The organism is Pelatocladus sp. (assembly GCF_059505505.1).
Window position 1 is genome coordinate 30,670 of sequence record NZ_JCACKS010000200.1, and the last position, 24,669, is coordinate 55,338.

19 protein-coding genes and 1 pseudogene are annotated in these 24,669 nt (G+C 38.9%); 15 read left to right on the forward strand and 5 right to left on the reverse strand.

Going from position 1 to position 24,669, the window contains the following annotated elements; genetic code table 11:
• The first annotated feature begins 14 nt into the window (after positions 1-14).
• The 13 genes from AC5JMK_RS15450 (at position 15) to AC5JMK_RS15510 (ending at position 16,062) form a co-directional block, all read left to right on the forward strand.
• Positions 15-1,283, forward strand: coding sequence for an oligosaccharide flippase family protein (locus AC5JMK_RS15450; protein WP_096676582.1), 1,269 nt, complete (start codon positions 15-17; stop codon positions 1,281-1,283).
• On the forward strand, positions 1,270-2,439 hold the full coding sequence (locus AC5JMK_RS15455; RefSeq protein WP_096676581.1) for a glycosyltransferase family 1 protein: 1,170 nt from the start codon (positions 1,270-1,272) through the stop codon (positions 2,437-2,439). The genes AC5JMK_RS15450 and AC5JMK_RS15455 overlap by 14 nt, the downstream gene beginning before the upstream one ends.
• Positions 2,402-3,895, forward strand: coding sequence for an O-antigen polysaccharide polymerase Wzy (gene wzy / locus AC5JMK_RS15460; RefSeq protein WP_096676580.1), 1,494 nt, complete (start codon positions 2,402-2,404; stop codon positions 3,893-3,895). Before AC5JMK_RS15455 ends, wzy begins: the two co-directional genes overlap by 38 nt.
• Positions 3,896-3,963: 68 nt before the next feature.
• Entirely contained in the window at positions 3,964-5,604 is a 1,641-nt protein-coding gene (locus AC5JMK_RS15465; protein WP_495910491.1) for a glycosyl hydrolase family 28-related protein, read from the forward strand.
• A 52-nt stretch (positions 5,605-5,656) separates the two neighbouring features.
• Positions 5,657-6,898, forward strand: a complete 1,242-nt coding sequence (locus AC5JMK_RS15470; RefSeq protein ID WP_495910492.1) for a glycosyltransferase family 4 protein — start codon at positions 5,657-5,659, stop codon at positions 6,896-6,898.
• A 58-nt stretch (positions 6,899-6,956) separates the two neighbouring features.
• Positions 6,957-8,162, forward strand: coding sequence for a glycosyltransferase family 4 protein (locus AC5JMK_RS15475; protein ID WP_096676577.1), 1,206 nt, complete (start codon positions 6,957-6,959; stop codon positions 8,160-8,162).
• Positions 8,159-8,812 (forward strand): sugar transferase, encoded by a 654-nt coding sequence (locus AC5JMK_RS15480; protein ID WP_096676576.1) that lies wholly within the window; start codon positions 8,159-8,161, stop codon positions 8,810-8,812. Before AC5JMK_RS15475 ends, AC5JMK_RS15480 begins: the two co-directional genes overlap by 4 nt.
• An 8-nt stretch (positions 8,813-8,820) precedes the next feature.
• Positions 8,821-9,513 carry a WbqC family protein gene (locus AC5JMK_RS15485; protein WP_096676575.1) on the forward strand — a complete coding sequence of 231 codons (693 nt, stop codon included), beginning with the start codon at positions 8,821-8,823 and terminating at the stop codon, positions 9,511-9,513.
• Positions 9,514-9,521: 8 nt separating this feature from the next.
• Positions 9,522-10,190, forward strand: a complete 669-nt coding sequence (locus AC5JMK_RS15490) for a PIG-L deacetylase family protein (protein WP_495910493.1) — start codon at positions 9,522-9,524, stop codon at positions 10,188-10,190.
• Between the two features lie 128 nt (positions 10,191-10,318).
• Positions 10,319-11,389: a GNAT family N-acetyltransferase gene (locus AC5JMK_RS15495; RefSeq protein WP_096676573.1), complete on the forward strand. Its 1,071-nt coding sequence runs from the start codon at positions 10,319-10,321 to the stop codon at positions 11,387-11,389.
• Between the two features lie 186 nt (positions 11,390-11,575).
• The gene (locus AC5JMK_RS15500; RefSeq protein WP_495910494.1) at positions 11,576-12,652 is read left to right on the forward strand and encodes a hypothetical protein; all 1,077 of its coding nucleotides are present in this window, start codon (positions 11,576-11,578) and stop codon (positions 12,650-12,652) included.
• Positions 12,653-12,654: 2 nt separating this feature from the next.
• Positions 12,655-13,818 carry a DegT/DnrJ/EryC1/StrS family aminotransferase gene (locus AC5JMK_RS15505; protein ID WP_096676571.1) on the forward strand — a complete coding sequence of 388 codons (1,164 nt, stop codon included), beginning with the start codon at positions 12,655-12,657 and terminating at the stop codon, positions 13,816-13,818.
• Between the two features lie 39 nt (positions 13,819-13,857).
• Positions 13,858-16,062, forward strand: coding sequence for a GumC family protein (locus tag AC5JMK_RS15510; protein WP_096676570.1), 2,205 nt, complete (start codon positions 13,858-13,860; stop codon positions 16,060-16,062).
• Between the two features lie 91 nt (positions 16,063-16,153).
• On the opposite strand, the gene AC5JMK_RS15515 is transcribed toward AC5JMK_RS15510, so the two are convergent.
• Entirely contained in the window at positions 16,154-17,467 is a 1,314-nt protein-coding gene (locus AC5JMK_RS15515; protein WP_096676569.1) for a dihydrolipoamide acetyltransferase family protein, read from the reverse strand.
• 240 nt (positions 17,468-17,707) lie between these two features.
• Between AC5JMK_RS15515 and AC5JMK_RS15520 the strand changes: the two genes are divergently transcribed.
• Positions 17,708-18,232, forward strand: coding sequence for a hypothetical protein (locus AC5JMK_RS15520; RefSeq protein WP_495910495.1), 525 nt, complete (start codon positions 17,708-17,710; stop codon positions 18,230-18,232).
• 146 nt (positions 18,233-18,378) lie between these two features.
• Here AC5JMK_RS15520 and AC5JMK_RS15525 read toward each other — a convergent pair whose 3' ends face one another.
• From AC5JMK_RS15525 to AC5JMK_RS15535, 3 genes and pseudogenes are all read right to left on the reverse strand, one after another.
• On the reverse strand, positions 18,379-18,828 hold the full coding sequence (locus AC5JMK_RS15525) for a YlqD family protein (protein WP_096676567.1): 450 nt from the start codon (positions 18,826-18,828) through the stop codon (positions 18,379-18,381).
• 36 nt (positions 18,829-18,864) lie between these two features.
• On the reverse strand, positions 18,865-20,844 hold the full coding sequence (locus AC5JMK_RS15530; protein ID WP_495910496.1) for an AMP-dependent synthetase/ligase: 1,980 nt from the start codon (positions 20,842-20,844) through the stop codon (positions 18,865-18,867).
• Between the two features lie 628 nt (positions 20,845-21,472).
• Positions 21,473-21,646, reverse strand: a pseudogene (locus tag AC5JMK_RS15535) (RRXRR domain-containing protein); the annotation flags it as partial.
• 424 nt (positions 21,647-22,070) lie between these two features.
• Here AC5JMK_RS15535 and AC5JMK_RS15540 point away from each other — a divergent pair.
• Entirely contained in the window at positions 22,071-22,247 is a 177-nt protein-coding gene (locus AC5JMK_RS15540; RefSeq protein WP_495910497.1) for a hypothetical protein, read from the forward strand.
• A gap of 90 nt (positions 22,248-22,337) precedes the next feature.
• Here the strand turns inward: AC5JMK_RS15540 and recQ are convergent, their stop codons facing one another.
• Entirely contained in the window at positions 22,338-24,494 is a 2,157-nt protein-coding gene (gene recQ, locus AC5JMK_RS15545) for a DNA helicase RecQ (RefSeq protein ID WP_495910498.1), read from the reverse strand.
• Between the last annotated feature and the right edge of the window lie 175 nt (positions 24,495-24,669).

A 24,669-nucleotide genomic window follows, 5' to 3' on the forward strand; every position in this document is an offset into this window, starting at 1 on the left:
GAAGATTGTAAGCCATGCAACAGCTAAAGCCACTAACATTACGTCGCAACTTTTCCTGGACATTTATTGGTAATGCTATCTATGCAACTTGTCAGTGGGGGATGCTAGTAGTCATGGCTAAACTCGGTAGTCCAGAGATATTAGGACAGTTTACCTTGGGGCTAGCAATAACAGCACCCGTGATGTTGTTTACAAACCTCCATTTGCGAAGTGTTCAAGCTACAGATGCTAGACACCAATATGTATTTGGGGATTACCTGGGTCTGAGACTGATTTCTACAGTTTTGGCGCTTTTGATGATTGCATTAATTACTTTGTCCGCAGGATACCGTTGGCAAACATCTTTAGTTATCTTGTTGATTGGTCTGGCTAAAGCATTCGAGTCTATCAGTGATGTGTTTTATGGGCTAATTCAACAGCACGAACGGATGGATCGCATTGCGATATCACTAATGATTAAAGGCTCTTTATCGCTTTTACTACTAGGTTTTGGAGTATATATATCGGGAAACTTGCTGTGGGGAGTAGCAGGGTTGGTTGTTGCCTGGGGTATGGTTCTGTTCATCTACGACATTGGTAGCGGTGCCTTGATACTCAATCAGACTCCACAAGCTCGATGTCATCTGAGAACACTCACAAAGCTAGTTTCGCTCTCTATACCTCTGGGGTTTGTGATGATGCTAATTTCACTCAATACCAATATTCCTCGTTACTTCATTGAGCAAATTTTGGGCGAACGGGAACTGGGAATTTTTGCAGCCTTAGCTTACTTGATGGTAGTAGGAGGCATGGTGGTGAATGCGTTAGGAGAGTCAGCTAGTCCCAGGCTAGCCAAATATTATGCAGTGGGAGATAGTACGGCGTTTTGCCAGTTGCTTTTCAAGCTGGTAGGAATCGCTGCCATACTGGGTCTAACAGTTGTACTCATAGCCATTGTTGCTGGTAGGCAGATCCTGACTCTTTTATATCGACCAGAGTATGCTGAGCAGGCAAATTTATTTGTGTGGCTGATGGTTGCTGCTGGAATTCGCTACATATCTTCCTTCTTAGGCTATGGTATGACCGCAGCTAGATACTTTCGCATTCAAATACCTTTGTTTGTTGTTGTGACAAGTATCTCAGCCATGACTTGTTTCTGGTTGGTGCCAAAGCAAGGATTGCTGGGTGCAGCGATCGCACTCAATATTTCAGCTGTTGTCCAACTTGGCTTCAGTTTAGCAATAGTCATTTATGCACTACATAGACTCAAGAACAACTCTGAAAACAACCATGCAATTTACTAAGCAGTATCCAATACGTATTCTCCATGTTGTGGGTGGAATGAATCAAGGTGGTCTGGAAACCTGGCTGATGCATATTTTGCGACATATTGATCGCGATCGCTTTCACATAGACTTCCTGGTTCATACAATTCAACCTTGTGCTTATGATGATGAGATTCGCTCTCTCGGTAGCCAGATTATTCCATGCGTGCATCCGTCACGACCTTGGTTATACGCTCACAACTTCCAACGCATACTCAATGAATATGGTTCCTATGACATTGTTCACAGCCATGTTCATCACTTTAGTGGTTATGTACTTCGTCTAGCACAACAAGCTGGTGTAGCTGTCCGCATTGCCCATAGTCATATCGATTCTTCCCCACTTGAAACTCAAGCAGCCTGGTATCGCCGCTTGTATCTGACTTTAATGAAAAGTTTGATTGCTCACCATGCCACCCTTGGTTTAGGATGTAGCCAGATTGCCATAGTAGACTTATTTGGTTCCGCCTGGAAAAGTGATCCTCGTTGGCAACTTCTTTGCTACGGCATTGATCTGACTCCCTTTCAAGCATTTATTGATGTCGTTGACGTTCGTGTCAACTTCGGTATTCCCACCAACGCATTTGTCATTGGTCACGTTGGTCGCTTTCACAAACAAAAAAATCATCAATTTCTCATAGAAATTTTTGCAGAACTTGCCAAGCGAGAACCACAAGCATATCTCTTGCTAGTGGGTGAAGGTCTTCTAAGACCAACAATTGAGCAGCAAGTTATGCAATTAGGACTTGGGAAACAAGTCATCTTTGTAGGCAGACATTCTGATGTCCCTAAACTAATGCTCGGTGCTATGGATGTGTTCCTCTTACCATCGCTGAGTGAAGGATTACCGATGGTAGGTATAGAAGCTCAAGCTGCTGGGCTACCCCTGATTTTATCCGATGTCATTACCGACGAAATTAATAAGATCAAACCTTTAATCCAAAAAATTAGCCTGTCACAATCAGTTAAAGTTTGGAGTGATGCGGTTTTAGCAGCCAGAAACTTCAAAGCAAGAATCACTCAAACAGATAGTATAGCTGTCTTGAAAAACAGTGAATTTAATATTTCCTACAGTGTCAAAGCACTCACAAAAATTTATGTTGATGAATGCGACAAAAATTGTCAACCCAAATAAAACTAACCTGGTAATTATCATCAGGATTCAATGTGCCTTTCTCATAGCTTTGATTCTCTTTCGGTTTATCTATGAGCCGTTTACTTATAAACCAGAATCGCTGATTTATCCTTTCTGTTGTTTATTATGTGGACTGACTATTTGGTCTTTATGGTCGTGGTATTTACTAACTAAAAATCTGTTTAATCCTTATCTTTTATTTTTTCTATCTGCCTTTTTATTTAATGGTGGACAGGCATTACTAGAAGTTTTTCATCTTAACGAAGATGGAATAGGAACTTGGGACATAATATTTGAGACACCACCTTTATCTTCAGATAATATCCTGAATACACTTTTTTTAGTTATTATTAGTTTAGGAACATTTCACTTAGGAGCATTGATTAGTCTTGCTAAATTCAAAGTGAAATCATCTATATTTAATTCCCAAAAAACAAAGTTTTCTTTGAATAGTAGGTATTGCTATATAGTTGGCTGGTTTCTACTCTGTATATCTTTGATTCCAGCTATTTTTGTCCTCAAAAATACTTTTTTGACTGTAATGGCTTCTGGCTACAATTCAATTTACTTACAAGACTCTGCAACAAGTTTTAGTGCTACTCCCAAAATTTTAGCTGATTTTATCATCCCTGCATCTCTCTTTTTACTAGCTGGAAGTCAGACCAGATATAAAGGCAAATTAATATCCGTAACAGTGATAGTAATATACGCAATTGTGAGATTTTTTTTGGGTGAAAGAAATCAAGCTGTGATGCCATTAATTGCTTTAGCGTGGCTGTGGCATAATTTGATTCGCCCAATACCCAAAACTTTTTTATTCAGTATAGGATCGCTGTTAATATTTGTGATTTTTCCGCTAGTTGCAATTACTAGAAATACTGCTGGTCAAGACCGTTTATCTATAAATTTTCTGTTAGAAGCGTTTTCGTCTATAGATAATCCTGTGATAGCTTCTATATCCGAGATGGGAGGTTCTATGCTAACAGTTGCCTACACTATCCAAATAGTTCCAAGTGAGAGAAATTTCCAAATGGGGGCTGAATATTTTTATGCTTTACTCACCCTTGTCCCCAATATTTTTGGAAAACTCCACCCAACCATTGCTCGTGGTATTCCTAATCATTGGTTGACTGAGCAATTAAATCCATATTTTGCTTCCGTAGGTGGTAGTTATGGGTTCTCTTTTATTGCTGAGGCTTATCTTAATTTTGGTTGGATTGGAACACCAATTGCTTTAGGAGTAATCGGTTTTATTTTCACCAAGCTAACGTTATGGGCAGAAAAATATCGTGAGCCTGCAAAAATGGCAATGGTTGCTAGCTTTCTTTCATTTTTTCTATTCTATGCCCGTGCTGAATCTGCGATGGTGGTTCGTCCCTTAGTGTGGTACTCACTTATTCCCTATCTAGGTGTTGTTTTTCTCAGCCAATCTTCATCTAAAAAACTTACAAAATAAACTTTGATAAGCATAAGTTTTTGAAAATTTGATCAAATTGAAAATATCAATATAAGAGAGTAAATATCATGCTACTTTACATGAAAAATATTTTTTTTAAGAGATTGACAAATTCATATTTAATTTCTATTATATTCTTAGTTCAAGGATGTTCTACAATTCCTCAAAAAATACAACAGTCTGCAAACATCCAAAACAATCAGCTATTCCAAGCATTTCAGCAGACTAATGAATCAAATATTATCGTTTCTGTCAAATATTTTGGGGCTATTGGTAACAATATTACAGATGATACAAACGCTATTCAAAAAGCAATTGATACTGTTGATCAAGCAGGGGGAGGAACTGTCTTTTTTCCCAATGGCATTTATATAGTCAAGATAAATCATTCTAAATCACACGCTATTACAATTCGTTCTAAAGTCACACTCAGGGGAGCTTCAAATAAAACAAGTGTGATTAAATTAGCTGCTAAACAAGGGAATTATAGTTCTATTTTAGCTGGAGAAAGACCAGACTCAGATTTGTCAGACTTTGCTATGTATGACTTGACAATTGATGGTAATAGCACCACCAATCCAGCTGAACCAGACCCAGATCCAAAAAAGCCGACACCAATCACAAGAATGAGATATGCTGTTCGAGTTTATGTCGGTTCCAGAATTAATATAGAGAGATGTAGATTTCGGAATTTAAATAGCAGAAATGTGATTACTGTTAATGGCTATGTTGCTCCATTTAAAGTCTCAGTTACAGATGTTTTAATTAAGAATAATATCTTTGAATTAATTGGTGGAGGGAAAGTAGATTATGACCATTCAACAATTTACACTCATGGTAAACGTATTGAAATAGCTAACAATTATTTTTCATCCAGAAATGGGGCAGGTACTAATGGAGCCAGGACAGCAATTGAAATACATGGAGATGAACAAACTGTTAAGGATAATAAAATTAATGGATTTGCTAATGGGATATATATTACAGGTTATGCTAGCAGTGCAAATCATCTGATTGTAACCGATAATATCATTAATGATGCATACTGGGGCATTATGATATGGTCATTTTTTAGTTATGGAAATACTAATTATCCTGCAATTAGTAATTGTGTTGTTCGGAAAAATCAAATTCGTTTGAATGTTGATGGTTGGCGTAGGTTATGGGGAGATAGTGCTAGCGTAGGTATTATGTTAGAACCAGACTCAGATGCTCCCATAAAAAACTTAGATATTGTTAATAATGATATCTCCGTTATCAAATTTTCGGGAAGAGGTCGTGTTAATGACAATATTGCTAATGGCATCAGATTATGGAGAGATGCTGCTGCGAATGTAGAAAGTGAAAATATTCGTATTTTAGGTAACAAAATACAAAATTCTTTGGCAGGTGGAATTTATATCTTTATGCCGATTAAAACAGGTGAAATATCTAATAATATGATTGTAAATCCAGGTCAAAGTAACGGTAACTTTCACGACGATTATCGAGCAGGAATGATAGTTGATGGAGTTTTTGAGAACGTTAAGTTTAAGAAGAATTTGCTACTTGATAATCAGCGACATAATACCCTAAAGGGAGGCATTATCTCTTCAGCTAAATGTATAAATATCTGTGAGGCATCTGGAAATAAGTTGCAGGTAAAAAGTGGTGCTAAATTTCCAATTTTTAGAAATACTAAAAATACAAATTTTGTAGTTTCAGATTAGACAAAGATTCAGCTATTGACGCAATTTACTTTACCATTTATTAATTCCCAATATGGATCTGCTGGTAGCACTTGAGCATCGTTTTGAGAGAACACCAGATGGTAAGGTGTGGACACTCACTATGTTTCCACATTCATTCTGGATACGTTATTTAGAAGTTTTTGAGCATGTGCGTGTGGTAGCTCGTGTACGCGAAGTATCATTGGTTTCGACTGGATGGAAACGCGCTGATGGCGATGGAGTCTCATTTGTAGCTATACCTTATTATGTAGGGCCAGTGCAGTATCTGTTGCGGATACGACAAGTCCAGCAAGCGATCGCTAATGCTTTGACTCTTAATGATGCTGTAATTTTGCGTGTTTCCTCCCAAATTGCCAATCATTTTCTACCTATCTTACGTCGAAATCACTATCCTTACGGAGTAGAAGTTGTTGCTGACCCCTACGATGTCTTTGCTCCTAGTTCAGTTAGACATCCTTTAAGACGCTTTTTCCGTTGGTTGTTCCCCCGTCAGTTACGACGACTTTGTACTGAAGCCTGTGCAGCAGCTTATGTCACCGAAGGTGCGCTACAACATCGGTATCCAGCAGGGATAAAAACTTTTTCAACTTACTTTTCAGATGTTGATCTACCTCATTCCGCTTTTGTCTGTTTACCTCGCATTCTGACGCCAACAAAAGATTTTGTGAGCCTAATCTATGTAGGCACAATGGATCAACTTTATAAGGCTCCTGACGTACTGATTGAAGCTGTTGCTAGATGTATTCAAGAGGGGCTAAACCTAAAGTTGGTCTTGATAGGGGATGGCAAGCACCGGGCAGAATTGGAAGCCAAAGCTGCGGTTCTGGGTGTGACAGAGCATATTAATTTTCTGGGTTGGTTACCTGCTGGTAATGCTGTATGTACTCAGTTAGATAGAGCAGATCTTTTTGTCCTACCATCCCATCAAGAAGGCTTACCAAGAGCAATGGTTGAAGCAATGGCCAGAGGACTTCCCTGCATCGGATCTACAGTAGGGGGTATCCCTGAATTGCTTGTGTGTGAAGATTTGGTGCCACCCGGAGACGTAGTTGCGCTATTCAGTAAAATTCGTGAGGTGGTAACTGATCCAGAGCGCATGACTCGCATGTCAGTTCGTAACTTGCAGAAGGCAAAAAAATACACAGATGAAAGGTTGCGTGAGCAACGAATTGAGTTCTACTGCTACATCCGAGAAACAACGCAGGTGTGGCTGAATGAACAAAAACAAGAGTATTGGCAAGCACTAGATCAGCTCGAAAACAGACCCTATTAAGTAGTTAAGCAAAATTAAATTCATTTGTGAAGATAGGGAACAGGAAATAGGTGATGAAATGAAAATCCTGCATATTTGCGCCATCGGAGCTACAGTTGAAACCCTTTTAAAACCTCAGATTGATTACTTTTTATCTCGTAATTTGTTAGTGGAAATTGCTTGCTCTCCAGGAATTGAGATGGAACGGCTCCAACAAGAGGGTTATGTTATTCATCCCATTCAAATTGATCGCCAAATTTCTCCACTACTGAACATTAGAACTATTTACCAACTTGCCCAATTGATGCGACAGAATCAGTATGACCTTGTTCACGTTCATACTCCAATTGCTGCTGTTCTGGGTCGCATTGCTGCCAAATTAGTCGGAGTCAAACGGATTGTCTATACTGCTCATGGCTTTCCCTTCTATGAGCAATCTTCTTTCCTCCAATATTGGTTTTACTTTACCGTTGAAAAGATAGCTGCTTTGTTGACTGACCTGATCTTTACCCTAAATTACGAAGATATCCGCACAGCTCGTAAAAAGGGTCTTTGTCCACCCGAAAAGATTGTTTACCTGGGTAATGGTGTAGATATTAATCGCTTCCAATGCGATCGCCTCTCAAAAAGCAATCAAGCACAATTAAAAGAATCTTTGGGTATCCCTGCGAATACTAATTTGATAGTCGGCACAATTGGGCGTTTAACTCGCAAAAAAGGAAGTGAATATTTAATTGAAGCAGCTGCTTGGTTATTGCCTAAGTTTCCTAACTTACACATTTTGGTGATCGGCAGTCAACTCATCGGAGATCCTGACCCTTTCCACACTGAGTTAATAGAACGAATTCACACTCTAGGAATTGAAGAACACGTAACTCTTACAGGTCAACGTACCGACATCCCAGAATTACTGGGTCTTTTAGATATCTTTGCACTACCTACTTTTCACAATGAAGGACTCCCTCGTTCGATTCTGGAAGCAATGGCAATGGCTTTACCCGTTGTCACCACAGATATTCGCGGATGTCGAGAGGCAGTTGTGCATGGAAAAACAGGTCTAATCGTACCCTCACACGATAGCGAAAAGTTAGCAGCAGCTTTGGAAATATTACTATCAAATCCAGACCAGCGAACAGCTTACGGGCAAGCAGGGCGATGGCGGCTTGAAAGTCAATATGATGAAAGATTCGTATTCCAACGACTCTGCGAATTCTATCGAAAGCTAGGAATTGTCTTACCGACCTTTGATCTAGCAATCCAAAATTCAAAGTCTAAAATCGGATGACTGAAACTTGGACAGCCAAAAAGTGGCAAGAAGTTAAGCAAGCTTATCTCACAGAATACAAGAGTAGAAAAATACAACTGATGTACAAACGCTTGTTAGATATCAGCATCGCCAGTATAGCAATCATATTCTTTTTACCTGTCTTGTTTCTGATTGCTTTGGCAGTTCGGCTGAGTTCTCCTGGAGCGATTCTCTTTTGTCAAGAACGTTTAGGAATATTGGGAGAGCCATTTGTGATCTATAAATTTCGCACAATGATTGATGGAGCTATCCACATTGGTACTGGTCTAAATACATTCAAAGGTGATCCTCGCATTACACCTATTGGTAAATTCTTACGCGAATATCATCTCGATGAATTACCTCAACTTTTCAATGTTCTCCGTGGTGATATGAGTTTGGTTGGGCCGAGACCGCTATTAACTTCGACTCTATTAACCTATAGCAATTGGCAAAAACGGCGTTTGTTAATGCCACCAGGTCTGACAGCTTGGGAAGCGATCAATGGTGGTTTGGAAAATGATTTAAATGAACGGCTTAAGCTAGATGTTTGGTATGTAGACAACTGGAATTTTTGGTTGGATATAGTCATTCTTTTGCGAACCATTCCAGTAGTTCTTCGCAAAGAAGGTATCTACGAACAAAGATAGGGGCTTTTATGAAGAGTGTAGTCATTCACCAACCACAGTATTTACCCTACATGGGTTTCTTTCATAAGCTGCAACAAAGTGACATCTTTGTGGCAATGGACAATGTACAGTTTGAGAGGCGCGGTATTCAACATCGCAACAAAATCAAGACCTGTCAAGGAGCGCAATGGCTAACAGTACCAGTAGTTCATCGCTCAAGAGACGAAGAACTCATCAATGAAATGCTGATCAATTCAGATTTTCCTTGGTCTCGGAAGCATTGGCAGACCCTGGTAACAAATTATTCCCGCGCTCCCTACTTCCATAAATATAGTTCAGAAATCCAGCAAATTCTCAGTAGAGAATGGAGTAATCTTTGTGAACTCAACATGGCACTAATTCAATGGGTCATGGATGTGTTAGATATCAAAAAGCCTATTGTTTACCTGTCTACATTGGAAGTTGAAGGTAACAAATCTGAACTATTAATCGATATCTGTAAAGCTGTAGGATCTGATACTTATTTATCTGGTTATGGAGGCAAAAAGTATATGGATTTGGAAGCTTTTAAAGCTGCTGATATTAATGTTTTGTGGCAAGAATTCACTTATCCATCATACGCTCAAGTTTTTCCAGAATTAGGATTTCTGCCCAATCTGTCGATTATAGATACTCTGTTTTGTTGTGGTTCAGAAACTAGAAAATTATTGGATATTTGTTGAGTAAAATTATGAACCATAAAATACTGATTATTGCACCACATCCTGATGATGAAATACTAGGTGTTGGCGGAACAATAGCTCGGTTTGCAGCTGAGAAAAATGAAGTTTATGTAGTAATTATGACTCAAGGCTATCCACCCGATTTTTCGGAGGAGATGAATCAAATAGATCGCCAAGAAGCATTAGCAGCACATCAAATTTTAGGTGTTAAAGAAACCATTTTTCTTTCGTTTCCAGCAGCTAGATTAGACAATGTACCGCACCGTGATATGAATGAGCAGCTGCTTAAGTTAATTCAAAGAATTCAACCAGATATGCTTTTTGTTCCTTTTATTGGTGATTTACATATGGATCATCAAAGAGTATTCTTATCATCTTTGGTAGCAGCAAGACCAAATAATCCTTATGCACCAAAATCAATATATGCCTACGAAACACTTTCGGAAACTAATTGGAATGCTCCTTATATAACTGCAAATTTTGTTCCTAATGTTTTCGTTAATATTTCTGCTTTTTTGGAAACTAAACTAGAAGCAATGCGACTGTACGCTTCACAAATCAAACCTTTTCCTAATGAGCGTTCTGAGGAGTCATTGCGAGCTTTAGCTACTTTACGTGGGAGTACAGTTAATCTTTTTGCTGCGGAAGCTTTTTATCTGATTCGTCAAATATATTAACTAAATCTTACTAATGTTCAAAATCTGGAATTACGCCATAGAGGACGTAAAGTATACAGAATAGTTTGAGAGGTTTTTGGCGTAAATGTTAAAAATCCTTTTTGAGACTTTTATACAATTAATTAATCATGAAAACTAAAATCATTGATTTATCAAATCCCTTATGGTTAGAAACGCTGGAAAAATTGCGTTATGATTTTTATCATTTACCTCAATTTGTGTATTTAGAATCTCAAAGAACTAACACTACTCCACAAGCTCTTTTGATTTCTGAAGGAGAAAAAATATTTTTTTTACCTTATTTGATACGTCGATGTGATGATTTACTTGATGGAGAATTAATTCCAGAGCTTTTTGATGTAGTTTCGCCATACGGCTATCCAGGAATTTTGCTGAGTGAAGCAGCAGCTAACTCACCAGATTTTTTGGAATTAGCTATCAAAAGCTTAATCTTTGTATTGCGTAATCAGAATATTTGTTCGGCATTCTTTCGACTGCATCCCATACTCAATCAAGGTTTAGAAAAAATATATTCACCTGAGATATGCAAAATCACTGGTGAGACTGTGGCTATCAATTTAAAGCTTTCTCATGAGGAAATATGGACGCAGACACACTCTAGCCATCGTAAAGTAATTAATCGACATAAACGGAATGGAATCAAAGTAAAAATGGTTTTATTTGATGAATATTTAGAAGATTTTCTAGAAATATATTATGAAAGTATGGAGCGTGTAGGAGCTACTAAATTATATTATTTTAGCCATGAGTTTTTTTGGAAATTGTCAAAAAAATTAATCAATAATCTACATTTGAGTATTGTGGAATTAGATAATGAGATTATTAGTGCTTGTTTATTTACTGAATGCTGTGGAATAGTTCAAAGTTACTTGAGTGGAACAAAAAACCAATTTTTAAAACTTTCTCCTGATAAGCTCATGTTTGATTATGTGAGATTTTGGGCAAAAGAACGTGGAAATGAATTTATGCATCTGGGAGGTGGATATGGAGGTGCAAAAGATGGCATATATGATTTTAAATCAGGATTTTCAAAATTACGATACAAATTTCTGACATTACGCCTAATTACAGACGAGGAAAAGTATAACTATTTAGTTAATTTACGAGCCAAATTTTTAAATAAGCAGGCAGAAGCACTATTCAATTCATCGTTTTTTCCTGCTTATCGTTCACTTTAAAAAATAGGTTTTTAACCTAGAGATGTGAAATTTGAAATTTTCCTAAAAAATCAAATAAGGTGCTTAATGAAGCATATTAGATAGTGGTGCGTGATAACAAAGCCGTATTGTACCCTAATTATTGACTTTATAAATAGTCTCTACTCTAATTCAATTTTATGAAAACCTAATTTTTTGGAGGTAGTTATGAGAATACAAAATACTCTTTTACGATATTTTAGATTATTTATTCCTAAGTTTATCAGCGAAGATTATTCTCCGTACAAATGTAATATTCCTGTGAATGGAATTAACTATAATTTACGCGCGCGGAGAATACATTTGCAAAATAAAATTAAGACGTGGTTTAATACAGGCAAAAATCCTTTTTTTCAACCTGTACAGTGTCAGGAATGTTTGTTCGATACGCGTATACCAAACATCTATATTGGTGCTGATGGTGTTTGCAATATGTGTATGACATACAAAAAGAATTTTAAACAAGAAATTCTCGATAGTGAACTGCAAACTTTTGTGAATACCCCAAGAGAAAATGGTGCTAAGGTTGATGCAGTTGTAGGTTTTTCTGGTGGAAAGGATAGTGCAGTTTCTCTAATTACGGCACGACAGCAATTAGGTTTAGATGTAACTGCTGTTTTGGTTCAGAATGGCTTTATTCCTGAACAGGTAGTCGAGAACGGTCGAAAGTTGTGTGACAAATTGGGTGTAGAACTAGTTGTATTGAATATCTACCTTGCGCCTTATGTTAAAGAAATGATAGATAATAACTTTAAGAATGGATACCCTTGTTATAAATGTGGGGACATGTTTTACAAGGAAATTCAAGATTATTGTGTTGAGCATCATATCAATCGGATTATTATGGGACGGAATTGGTGGCACTGGATAGAGCCAGAAGTACGTTCCACAAAATGGATAACGGATGAGAAGACGGGTATAAAATTGCAGATTTTTTCTCTACCGTTTGTGTTGCAATTAACTGAAAAGGACGTTTATAGAATATTGGATGAGATTGGTTGGTCAACTGTAAAGATTCATGGTAACAGCACCAACTGTGTTTTACCTGGTTTAGTGGAATACCAAGTTAACAAGAGACTGGGTTATCATCCAGAGTTGCAACTGCTCTCACGGGAAGTCATTACTGGATTCTTAGACAAAGAAGAAGCCAAACATCAATTATCAGACATAAAGGATAATACAGAGACTTTGCACAAGCTTGTGGAAAAGAAACTTGAGGAAAATCAAAGTAGGAAAGAAGACTAAACATGACTAAACCTATTTTGCTTTCAACTCCGCATATGGGCGATCGCGAACTAGAATTGGTCAAACAAGCCTTTGACACCAACTGGATTGCTCCCATAGGTCCTCATGTAGATGCTTTTGAGCAAGAATTCTGTCAAATCATTGGTGCTGATTATGCTGCTGCTGTTAGTTCTGGTACAGCTGCGATTCATTTAGCTTTGCAATTAATTGGAGTTGAATCTGGAGATGAAGTTTTTTGCTCTACCCTAACGTTTGCTGCTACCGCCAGTCCAATAATTTATCAGAGAGCTAAACCAGTATTTATTGATAGCGATCGCACTTCTTGGAACATGAATCCTGAACTGTTGCAATCAGCACTAAAGCACCGTGCTTGCATTGGCAAATTGCCGAAAGCAGTGATCGTTGTACATTTATATGGTCAAAGTGCAGATATCGACCCTATATTGCAAGTTTGCAATCACTATGGTGTTCCCTTAATAGAAGATGCTGCTGAATCTTTGGGAGCTACCTACAAAGGACAACATCCTGGAACATTTGGATGTATTGGCATTTACTCATTCAATGGTAATAAAATCATTACTACCTCTGGTGGCGGAATGCTGGTTTCCAACAACGCAGATTTAGTCGCAAAAGCCCGTTTCTTGGCAACACAAGCACGCGATCGCGCTCCTCACTATCAACACTCAGAAATTGGCTATAATTACCGTCTCAGTAACGTCTTAGCTGGTATTGGTCGTGGTCAGTTGTGTGTTTTGAGTGAACGAGTCGCAGCCAGACGACGCAATTTTGAGATTTATATCTCTAGTTTGGGAAATCTGCCAGGAGTAGAATTTATGCCAGAAGCTGGTTTTGGACGTGCTACTCGTTGGTTAACCTGCCTAACGATAGATCCTGAAGCTTTTGGTGCAGATCGTGAACAAGTCCGCAACTCTCTTAGCGCACAGCAAATAGAGACTCGTCCTGTATGGAAGCCTTTACATCTCCAACCTGTGTTTAGTGAATGTGAATATATTGGTGGTGCGGTAGCTGAAGATTTATTTAGACGGGGTATTTGTTTACCATCCGGTTCAAATTTAACCAATGAAGATTTAGAGCGAGTAATTAGTGCGATCGCATCTGTTCACTATGGCAATAAAAAATCTCAAACTCCTCTATTCATGATTTAGCAAAAAATTTATTGGAGTACCAAAAACAAAAAATTGATCATGGAATTACAAGAATCTAACTTATCTTTTCTAACATATTGGCAAATCATAAAGCGACGCTGGTCGCCTAGCTTAATAGTTTTTCTCACTGTATTTATAATTTCACTGCTAATTGCATCTTTGAAAAAGCCTTCCTATGTTGCAGAAGGAAAGCTCAAGTTTCAAAGAACAAATGCTACTTCAACTCTTACAAGTTTAGGAACAGAAATAGGCACATTACAACCAGTAGTACAAGATAATAAAACTAGTCCTCTCAATACCGAGGCAGAAGTGATACGATCTGTACCAATTGTGCAAAAAACTATCAAGCAACTGAATCTAACAGATAATCAAGGTAAACCCTTAAAAATTAAACCTTTTCTGAAAAAGCTTAATGTTTCAGATGTTAGGGGAGCCGACGTTATACAAATTTCCTATAAAGATACTAATCCTGAAACAACTGCAAAAGTTGTCAATACTCTCATAAATATCTATTTAGAAAACAACATATTTGCGAACAGAACTCAAGCTACTGCGGCTCGCAAATTTATAGGCAAACAATTACCAAAAGCTGAGTCAATTGTTCGCCAAGCAGAAGCTGAGTTAGCAAATTTTAAAGAAAAGTACAAAATTGTTTCTTTAAATGAAGAAGCAACCAAAGGTGTAGAAATTATTACAGATTTACAAAAACAAATTAGTCAAACTCAATCTCAAATTGCTGAGGTCGAGGCACAGTCCCAAGAAATCCGCAAGCAATTAGATATGAATTCTCAGCAGGCGGTAATTATGACTTCCCTCAGTCAAAATTCAGGTGTGCAAGATATCCTTAAAGAGATTCAACAGCTAGAATCACAACTAGCAGCTAGACGCAATATTTTACAGAACAATCACCCAGAAATTGTAAATTTAGAAGATAAATTAACTTCTTTAAAAAGTATACTGCGACAACGGGTCAAAAATGTTGCAGGAAAGAATTCTCAAAACCAAAATAATAATTTTCAATTGGGACAGTTGCAACAGCAAATATCAGCAAAGCTTCTAGAATTAGAATCAACTCGTCTGGGTTTAGTAAATCAAGCGACTGCTTTATCTAACTTGCAAGCTGAATATAAGCAAAGGTTAAATAATCTGCCAAGATTGGAACAACAACAGCGTCAATTAGAACGTAAAGTACAAGCTGCACAATCTACTTACTCACTTCTATTACAAAAGTTGCAAGAAAGCCAAATAGCAGAAAATCAAAATGTTGGAAATGCCAGCGTTATTTCCGAAGCCATTATTCCAGAAGAACCTGTGACTTCTCGTGCAATTATATTTCTGAGTGCAGGTGTAGTCGCCAGTTTGGCAGCCTTGGCAAATATTTATTTTTTGGAAGCAACAGATAAATCAATTAAGACTGTTGACGAAGCAAAAGAATTATTGGGATTAACTACATTGGGAGTTATTCCTACTTCTAGTAAGTTAAAAAAAACGATAAATGCGCGAGAGACAACAGAGTTTTATAATCAAAGGCTTTTGATTCCAAGTTTGACTCGTTCTCCAATGAGTGAAGCCTACCGGATGCTGCGGGTAAATTTACAATTTATGAGTGCTAATAAAGAATTAAAAGTTATTGTTGTTACTAGTTCCGTACCAAGAGAAGGTAAATCAACAGTAGCTGCTAATTTAGCAATGGCAATGGCTCAGATGGAGCGTAAAGTATTACTGGTAGATGGAGATTTAGAGCATCCAATTCAGCATAAAATCTGGAAATTGACAAATAATGAAGGTCTGAGCAATGTAATTTGTGGACAGATAGAATTTAAGACAGCAGTCAAAACCGTCATGAATTATTTGGATGTTCTTACTGCTGGCGTATTGTCTTCCTCTTCAGTTTCCTTACTTGACTCTCAAAAAATGGCTGGGTTAATTGATAGTTTTGCTGCTAACTATGACTTTGTAATTATTGATGCTCCTTCATTAACAGTTGCTGCTGATGCTACTATTTTGGGTCAAATGAGTGACGGTGTTTTGTTGGTAGTTCGACCAGGGATAGCAGATTCTGTTAATGCTATTACTGCTATAGAAATTTTAGAAAAGTCTGGTCAGAATGTCTTGGGTCAAGTAGTCAATGGAGTTATTGCTAAGAACGAACCCCATAGCTATTACTTTTTAGAAGAAAATCAACCGCAAAAAAGCGCTGTTCAAGAATATGTGAAAAATTTCGTGGAAACGCGATCGCATTGATGTTTCCAGTCTCAGAATCAAAAAGACTTGGAGAGTCAAAACCCCAAGTCTTTATTTTGCTCTTAAAACAGGATTTTCACCTCAATTTTCCTTACATAGTCAACGATTGTGGATTAGTCTCAATCAACTTCGCTAAATCTTGTAAGAACGCCGCAGCATGAGCGCCGTAGATCATACGGTGATCACTAGTCATATTTACTTGCATTTGTTGTTTTACTCCAAACATACCATCTGCTGTAGCGACGACTTGCGGGCGAGATGCACCAATCGCTAATATTGAACCTTGTCCGGGCGGTAAAATTGCATCAAATCTATCGACACCAAACATCCCTAAGTTTGACAGTGTAAATGTACCAGTGCTGTATTCTTCTGGTTGCAGCTTTTTGACTCTTGCTCTTTCTACTAAAGACTTCCAGGTACGGGACAAAGAATAAATATCCATCTGATCAGCATTTTGCAACACTGGTGTGATCAATCCGCCATCATCCATGGCTACGGCGACAGCTACATTGATGCTAGCAGGATAGACAATACCTTGGTCTGAGTAATTGGCATTGATTTGTGGGTGTTTTTGCAGTGTCACCGCTACGGCTTTTGCCAGCAGCGCAGTCATGGTTACACCCTTTGATTTAATTTGTTTATATAACTTGTCCAGGGCATCAGTAGTGATTGTGTAACCTACATGGATCACTGGCACTGATAAGCTAGTAACCATATTGCGTGCTACAGCATTTTGTAAGGTAGTCAAAGGCACTACTTGACCCGGAACTGCGGCAACTACTGGCGTGGGAACTGGTGTTGGTTTTGTAGCTGGTGCAGTTACCACTGGTGTCACAACTGCTGGTGGGGTAATGGAAATCGCCGTAGCAGGTTGGGGGCTAGCTTTACCGACTACTGCTTCTACATCTTCAGCAACAATACGACCGTGGGGACCACTACCAGAAATGTTATTCAAATCAACTTTGAGTTCTTTAGCCAATTTGCGGGCGCGAGGTGAAGCTACAAGCCGCCCAGAGCTATGGGTAGAGCCGTTTTGAGTCGCCAAGACAGGTGTGAAAGAAGCGGCTGGATCTGCGGTTTTTGTGGGAGCTGTAGTAGCAGTCATTTCAGGTTTTGCAGTGCCGCCGCCTTGAGTTTGAGACTTGGCTGTTTCAATTTCGGCTTCAGTTTCTGCTAACAGGGCGATCGCAGCTCCCACTGGTGCAGTTTCACCAGCTTGCACAAGGATGTTAGCCAGATATCCTTCATAGAAGGATTCCACATCCATATCTGCCTTATCCGACTCGACAACCACCACTGTTTCGCCTTTTTCCACTTTGTCGCCCGGAGATTTTACCCAGGAGACAATTTTTCCTTCGGTCATTGTGGAACTAAGCGCGGGCATGAATACTTCGTAAATGCTCATAATGGGGTTTGGCAAATCGATAAATTATAGACTTTAACAAAATTAATGCCAGATCGAATTGTATCTTGACGACCGACGTGAGGAACTATTCTATTACCTGGGAGTCTATTAATTTGTATTTCTTATCACGGCTGCTTACATCAGAATAATTACTCAAAAGTGAGAGGAAATAGAGTAATTCTTCAATCTAAAATGCAAAAGTGATAGATCAACTGTTTGAAAGTTCTTTTTAACTTTTTTATGTCGGCAAAGTTGAAGATTTTGGTAATTTTGGTACTAAGTATCTTCGCCACTGCGATCGCTGGAGTGTATCTAAACAATCGCCAGCAAAATGCACTGATCATCAATAGCACTAAACCACAGCAGCATTCTGCCGCCGTAGCTGCTGCTCAGGAGATTGTGACTAATCCTGGGCGCGCTAAGTATAAAACCATACCTTTAGACAGTATTAAGTCTGTTCTCCAAGGTACTGACCCGGCTGCTCTGGCTCTTGATGCTTTTGATAACAGTGAAGCAGAACAAGGAAGGCGGAAGGTAGAGGTATATTACCCGCAACCGAACCAGGCGTTGGTAACAATCGTTCAAACTGATGATTCTGGTAACACAGAAATCAGCACTGTCAAGTACCGAGTTGAATTGACCAGCTTCGGGCGATCGCTGTTGGCTAGTTCTCCTCCTCTGTGGCAAATTGTTTGGGCTGGTTCCCAAGAGAAATGTTTCTCAAACCAGGATCAACAACATTTGATCAAGGTAATTTGCCAGTAGATACACTTACACGACAACAGCGAGCAATGAGGAGCAAGCAGTGAGGAGGAACCAAGTGTGGTGTAAGGAGTTTTACAGTTATCAGTTACCAGGTTTATTTGCTTACTGTTAACTGTTAACTGTTAACTATTAACTGCTGACTGAGTTTAAACGTCGCCGCGAATTTCTTCTACAACACCATCGCGTAGCACAACTTCGACCTGCATTTTACTAATTAAGTTATCCCCTGGTTCCACACGGAAAAAGCCTTCCATCTGAAATTGATTGACTTCTTGGTCTAACTCTAAAAGCTGGACTTGCTGGAGATTTTGCAGGCTTTGATTTTTTTGCTCTAGCAGTTCGCTTTTCTTTTGGTTGACCTGGTATTGAATGCTTTCAATTTGTTGGAGGGCTTGGGGTCCGGGTGGTTGCAAATTTTGCTTTTGTACTTCTGCTACTGCCCGTTGCCCTTGGATGTCCAACTGTTGCAATTGCTGGTCAATTTGATTAATTTGCGCTTGCAGTTGCTGTTGCACTTCCTCTTTCCACAAGGGAGTGACAATGGCTTTAATGTTGACGACGCGCTTTAAAAGCAGTTGAGTTTTGGAGACATCCATAAAAGAGTTCACGTTTTTTGATAGTTTGCAGTGGACTTATAAGGCAAACATTCCGTTAATAATATCGTGATAATGCTGCATCACGACATGCCGCTTGATTTTCAGAGTTTGGGTCATCATGCCATTTTCCATCGAAAATGGCTCAAGAATCAGCTTGAACGGGCCGATGCGATCATCTGGTTTGTAACCTGGACGGTTTTGCACTTCCCGATTCAGTTCTTGCCGAAATAAATCCTGGATTATTTTACTCTCCAGGTTTATTTTTTGACTGGTAGGGGAAGTAACATTTTCATCCTTTATATCTAGTTGGAGGTTCTGAGAAATTGCCCATTTTTCTAAGGCTTCCAAATTAGGAACAATTAAAGCACCCAGAGATTTACAATCTTGCCCAACCAGCATAATCTGATCGATGTAGGGCGATCGCAAACAAGCATCCTCTATTGGTAGCGGTTCGATGTTTTCCCCATTCGTTAATACAATCGTATCTTTGGCTCGTCCGGTCAGAACTAAGTCATTTTCTGGTGTTAACCAACCTAAATCACCGCTATCAAACCAACCTTCTGGATCAATTGCTTTGGCTGTGGCTTCGGGATTTTGGTAATAACCTGGCATGATTTGTGGCCCCCGCAGTAATACTAACCCCCTTTCTCCCGTTGGTAGCGCTTTTTTAGTCTCTGGATCGACTATTTTTGTTTCTGTACCTGGTATAGCTTGCCCAGCTGCACCACGTAAATTCCGCCAGTAACGCCGTGCATGGGTGACAGGGGAAGTTTCTGTTAAACCATAGCCCACCAAAATCTCGACATCAAGAATTTCAAAAAAGTCATCTACATGTTTGGGAAGCGCACCACCGCCGCTAATCATCTGTTTGACTCGTCCGCCAGTTGCTTCTCTGACTTTGCTATAAACTAGTTTTTCTCCCAAGCTATACAGAGGCGATAAAGCGGCAACTTGTAAACTAGCTGTTAAGCGATCGCCCATGCCAGGATTAAGATTTTGTAAATCCAATCCTGTCAAAGTCCGCCGCGCTTTAATATATTTTTCGCCTATGCCAAAAAAGAAGTTAATCAAGCGTCGTCGAGAAGCTGGTTGTTCACGAAACTGTTTTTGCGCTCCTTCATAAATAGATTCTAAAAGACGCGGTACAGCTACCATGTAATGAGGTTTATATTCTTTTAAATCTCGCTTGATGGAGCGGAGGTTGGTATAAACTTGAGTACAACCGACAGAAAGTAGGAAATATTCGCAACTACGCTCATAGCTGTGCCAAGTGGGGAGAATACTCAAAACTGTATCTCCGGGTTGGGGTTGTACAACTACTGGGATAGCTACGATTTGATGCATCAAATTACGATGAGTCAGCATTACACCCTTTGGTTTACCCGTTGTTCCAGAGGTATAAATTAGGGTAGCCAAATCATGAGGTTTGCGTTTGACTGGTTGCAAGGAATGCTTCGCACCAATTTCCATCAACTGGGTAAATGTATAGAGCTTGGGGGTTTCGGCTTCTGGTAATGCTTCGTTGCTGAGTACAATCACAAATTGAATCGGCAAATCATGCAGGCGATCGCGTAGTTTGTTAAGTGTTTTGACATCTTCCACTACGAGCGCTGTGCTGCCACTATTAGTCAAAATGAAGAGTAATTCTTCTGTTTCGGCTTGGGAACTCCGCACCGCATCCGCCGCCCCAGCTGCCATAATTCCCTGATCAGCAATAAACCAACGGGGACTATTGTCAGCAATCAGAGAAATGCGATCGCCTGCTTGTACTCCCAACGCTTGTAATCCAGCTGCAAACTGTTGAATTTGCTGGTTTAGTTGAGTATATGTGAACACTAATTCTGGTTTAGCATGAGGATCACGAACGGCAACAATGTTACCAAATCTTTGTGCCGCTAAAGGCCAAATTTCTGGTAATGACTCCACGCCAGAATAATCTGGCAAATCCTTAGTCACTTGGCGTTCTTGTGCAGTGATATTGGCAAGAAAAGCATTTTCTACAAAAGTTTTTGACATAACACTCTAGGCTAAGTAATCAATAGTTTGTTTTTCCAGCTTATGCTGCAATCAGGACAAAGTAGCAAACCTGAATATACACAATTTATTCTGTCTGAAAAATTTTTGAAGATTTGATGTAGATATATAAAAAAATCTATAGTATGATTAAACAAGATAAACGAAAAGCAATACCAACTTAGGTTTTTAGTTGGTTTCAATAAGTTTTTTTACTAACTAAAAACAATAGACGCCTGTTATCCAAGCCCCATCAAAAAGGAAGAGGTGATTACCTATGGATCGCATAGATGCTATATTGCTGACTCTAATTAGCACCATTACCTGCCTAACATTTCCTCGGCTTTTAAGTATCATTACCAATCTAAAAATCAAGCCAACTAAGCTATTGCAGAAAGCTTCTACTCCCAGGAAAACTCAACATAAACTTACTAGCTTTCCTTTTTGTACATCTTATGCGCTAACAGGTAGTCCATCGTGTAAATTTAGTCCTCGTTTCTGTGCTAGATGTTCTCCAAACTGAAGTGATAGTTGCTTAATAAATTATGTTTGAAATCAACACCAACAGATAATACGAAGGGAGCATCTCAATTTTTTCAATGTACAGCTAAGAGTTTAAACCTTTAGACATCTCCAATTCGGAAGCAAAAACAACCTCGCCATTAGTATCGTTAACCAATGCAATACCCGTGACATTTGCACCGGGGTCAATCTTTAATCTAAGTGGCGATACGGTCGAATCAGAGCGTGATTCTTTGAGAATCAAAGTAAAAGGAAATCGCCGAAATACTGCTGCTTTCTTATCGTGACTTACAAGGAAGCGGTACTAGTTTAATGTCTAATACCAATTAAATATGAAGCTGCACATTATTTTAACCCCTCCCAACCTCCCCTTACCAAGGGGAGGTGCCGAAGGTGGTGGGGTTCTTTCTATGCATCTTCATATGGAAATGATATAACTTAAAATTTAGAGTTTAATCTTGCTTCCTTTTAAAGTTTATGGAATACTAAAAACAACGGCCGCTTCAAATTTACACTATTTTATTGCCTTTTACAATACTCTAAAATAGAGTTCAAATCTTAATAAAAATTAAAACTAAAATTAAAATTAAAATTAAAAAGAGCTTATATTAACCAAAAGAAATTCAAACCCATATACTCTATCAATCTGAGAAATTTAGTTTAAAAATAGAGCATATAGATACAAATTTCAAAAAGGAGATTTAGATATGAGTTTAATAGATGGCTTATTACTGACTTTAATTAGTACAGTGATTTGTATTGTCTTTCCCAAGCTTTTATCTATAATATTGGCAACCAAGACTAAACACACCTCATCAACACCAGCACAGGTAAAGATGCAAGAAACCGAAACTACCACGGAAGTAGCTAATTTGCCGTCCTAAGCCATTAATTTAGATATGTTTCTGACTTTTCACGATATCTGGAAAACCTCTTTCCTAAAAGGAGAGAGGCTTTAAATTTATTTCCAATTTTCATTTACGGCTCTTTTTTCGCCACTTACTTCTAACTAGACGAATTTCTTCAAAGCTATAACTATCGCCAAGATATTCTTTAATTGGGGTAAGGGCAATATCTCCCAGAATTTCTAACACTTGCAAGATTTTTTGCTGTTTTTCTGGTGGTACTAAATGATTTAAGTCTATGGGTTGATTTTTTTCAATTAAATCGCAGAGGTGACTAAAAATTGTTGTTGAGCGCAGGTTGCGTTTTTCGGCAATTTCTGAGATATTTAAACCTTGTTGATATAACAGCAAAGTTTGTAATTCTGTAGCGGAAAGCGAGCTAGAAGCAGATGGAAGGTTCAGTTTTTGTTCTGGAGAATTGTTTTCTTGGCAATATGCGCGAATTTCGGCAATAAATTTATCACCATATTGACTCAGTTTATGGCTACCTACCCCGGAAAGTTGACTAAATGCATCTTTAGTTTGGGGTTTGACTTGAACCATTAATTTAAGAGTTGAATCAGGAAAAATTACATAAGGTGGAACAGACTGTTCATCTGCTAGTTGTTTCCGTAGCGATCGCAACCTCTGCAATAACATTTCTGCTTCTACGGTTTTAGCATTATCTTCAGTCCAAGTGATCTTTTGTGTGACGGTGACAGCAATCGAAACGGTGCGCTGTCGTCGCATGACTTCCCAACTCAAGGGGTTCAGTTTTAAAACGGCGTAACCATCAGTACTTTGTTCTACTAAACCTTGATGTAACAAAGAACGTCCCAGCATTCGCCACTCTTCCAAGCTTTTATCTTTACCGATACCGTAGGTAGATAGTTTTTCGTGTTCGTATTGAGCAACTTTTTGGGTTTTCGCTCCCCGCAGAACATCTATAATATGACCCATGCCAAATTTTTCTTTGCAACGGGCGATACAAGAGAGAAATTTCATCGCTTCCACTGTCCAATCCTGCATTGGTTTGGGATAGCGACAGTTATCACAATTATCACAATTTCCCGGAAAACGTTCGCCAAAATAACTAAGTTGAATTGTGCGGCGACAGTCTGTACCTTCGGCATAATCTATCATCTGTCGCAATTGTTGTTTAGCTATTAACTGTTCTTGTGGTTCACTTTTTTGATTGATGAGAAATTCGATAATTTTGACATCACCATAGCTGAGAAATAGTGTACAACGTGAAGTCTCCCCATCTCTACCCGCTCTACCTGATTCTTGATAGTAACTTTCTAAATTACGAGGTATATCAAAGTGAATCACAAACCGTACATCTGGTTTATTGATACCCATACCAAAGGCGATAGTTGCTACCATGACTCGCACATCATCACGAATAAAGCGAGTCTGATTTTTACTTCGTTCTTCGTCTGTCAAACCAGCGTGGTAAGGTAGGACAGAGACTTTATCATGTTGGAGTTTAAAGGTGATTTCATCAACTTTTTTGCGGGTTAAACAGTAAATAATTCCCGAACCTTCAGAATCGCGAATTAGTTCTAGGAGTTCGGCGTAAGCATTCTTTTTTTTGGGACGAACTTCGTAGTAAAGATTTTGGCGGTTGAAGCTGGCGATGTGAATGCTGGGATCTTTTAACCCTAGTTGCTGGATGATATCATGACGGACGCGATCAGTGGCGGTAGCTGTAAATGCCCAAGTTGGCACGTCAGCGTAACGTTTTCGCAGTATAATTAATTTGCGATATTCTGGACGAAAGTCGTGTCCCCACTCAGAAACACAGTGCGCTTCATCAATAGCAAACGCAGAAATACCAACTTGATGATGAATTAAATCTAGAAATGGTAGAAATCTATCACTGACAAGACGTTCTGGAGCAACGTAGAGTAATTTAACCTTACCTTGGATAATGTATTGTTCACGCGATCGCGTCTGGTAAGAGTTGAGACTGCTATTGAGAAATGTCGCCGCTACACCATTTTTTCGCAGTGCTTCCACTTGATCTTGCATCAAAGCGATCAAAGGTGACACTACTACTGTCACACCTTTTTTGATCAGTGCTGGTAGTTGAAAGCATAACGACTTTCCGCCGCCTGTGGGCATAATAATCATCAAATCCCGATTAGAAAGCGCATTTTCGATAATTTCTTTTTGTCCAAGGCGAAAGTTATCGTAACCGAAGTGATATTTCAGCGTTTTTTCTAATTGAGGGTACTCAGACATAGCGATCGCTTTTTTTAGGCTTTCTGCGTAGGTAGTGATGAAGATATCAGAATTTTAACAATCTCCCGCCTGGAAGTGGCAATAATTCAGAGAAGCGATCGCTCCTCTTTCCCAAAATTTATGTAACTGCCTAGCTAGTAGTATTTGAGGAAAGGAAAACAGAGACATTACCTTG

Coding starts and splice junctions, on each gene's coding strand:
- recQ (WP_495910498.1), bottom strand. CDS start 24,494: ATGTCTGAGTACCCTCAATTAGAAAAAACGCTGAAATATCACTTCGGT.
- AC5JMK_RS15525 (WP_096676567.1), bottom strand. CDS start 18,828: ATGGATGTCTCCAAAACTCAACTGCTTTTAAAGCGCGTCGTCAACATT.
- AC5JMK_RS15505 (WP_096676571.1), top strand. CDS start 12,655: ATGACTAAACCTATTTTGCTTTCAACTCCGCATATGGGCGATCGCGAA.
- AC5JMK_RS15455 (WP_096676581.1), top strand. CDS start 1,270: ATGCAATTTACTAAGCAGTATCCAATACGTATTCTCCATGTTGTGGGT.
- AC5JMK_RS15475 (WP_096676577.1), top strand. CDS start 6,957: ATGAAAATCCTGCATATTTGCGCCATCGGAGCTACAGTTGAAACCCTT.
- AC5JMK_RS15515 (WP_096676569.1), bottom strand. CDS start 17,467: ATGAGCATTTACGAAGTATTCATGCCCGCGCTTAGTTCCACAATGACC.
- AC5JMK_RS15470 (WP_495910492.1), top strand. CDS start 5,657: ATGGATCTGCTGGTAGCACTTGAGCATCGTTTTGAGAGAACACCAGAT.
- AC5JMK_RS15490 (WP_495910493.1), top strand. CDS start 9,522: ATGAACCATAAAATACTGATTATTGCACCACATCCTGATGATGAAATA.
- AC5JMK_RS15500 (WP_495910494.1), top strand. CDS start 11,576: ATGAGAATACAAAATACTCTTTTACGATATTTTAGATTATTTATTCCT.
- AC5JMK_RS15540 (WP_495910497.1), top strand. CDS start 22,071: ATGAGTTTAATAGATGGCTTATTACTGACTTTAATTAGTACAGTGATT.
- AC5JMK_RS15485 (WP_096676575.1), top strand. CDS start 8,821: ATGAAGAGTGTAGTCATTCACCAACCACAGTATTTACCCTACATGGGT.
- AC5JMK_RS15465 (WP_495910491.1), top strand. CDS start 3,964: ATGCTACTTTACATGAAAAATATTTTTTTTAAGAGATTGACAAATTCA.
- AC5JMK_RS15520 (WP_495910495.1), top strand. CDS start 17,708: ATGTCGGCAAAGTTGAAGATTTTGGTAATTTTGGTACTAAGTATCTTC.
- AC5JMK_RS15480 (WP_096676576.1), top strand. CDS start 8,159: ATGACTGAAACTTGGACAGCCAAAAAGTGGCAAGAAGTTAAGCAAGCT.
- AC5JMK_RS15510 (WP_096676570.1), top strand. CDS start 13,858: ATGGAATTACAAGAATCTAACTTATCTTTTCTAACATATTGGCAAATC.
- AC5JMK_RS15495 (WP_096676573.1), top strand. CDS start 10,319: ATGAAAACTAAAATCATTGATTTATCAAATCCCTTATGGTTAGAAACG.
- AC5JMK_RS15450 (WP_096676582.1), top strand. CDS start 15: ATGCAACAGCTAAAGCCACTAACATTACGTCGCAACTTTTCCTGGACA.
- wzy (WP_096676580.1), top strand. CDS start 2,402: ATGTTGATGAATGCGACAAAAATTGTCAACCCAAATAAAACTAACCTG.
- AC5JMK_RS15530 (WP_495910496.1), bottom strand. CDS start 20,844: ATGTCAAAAACTTTTGTAGAAAATGCTTTTCTTGCCAATATCACTGCA.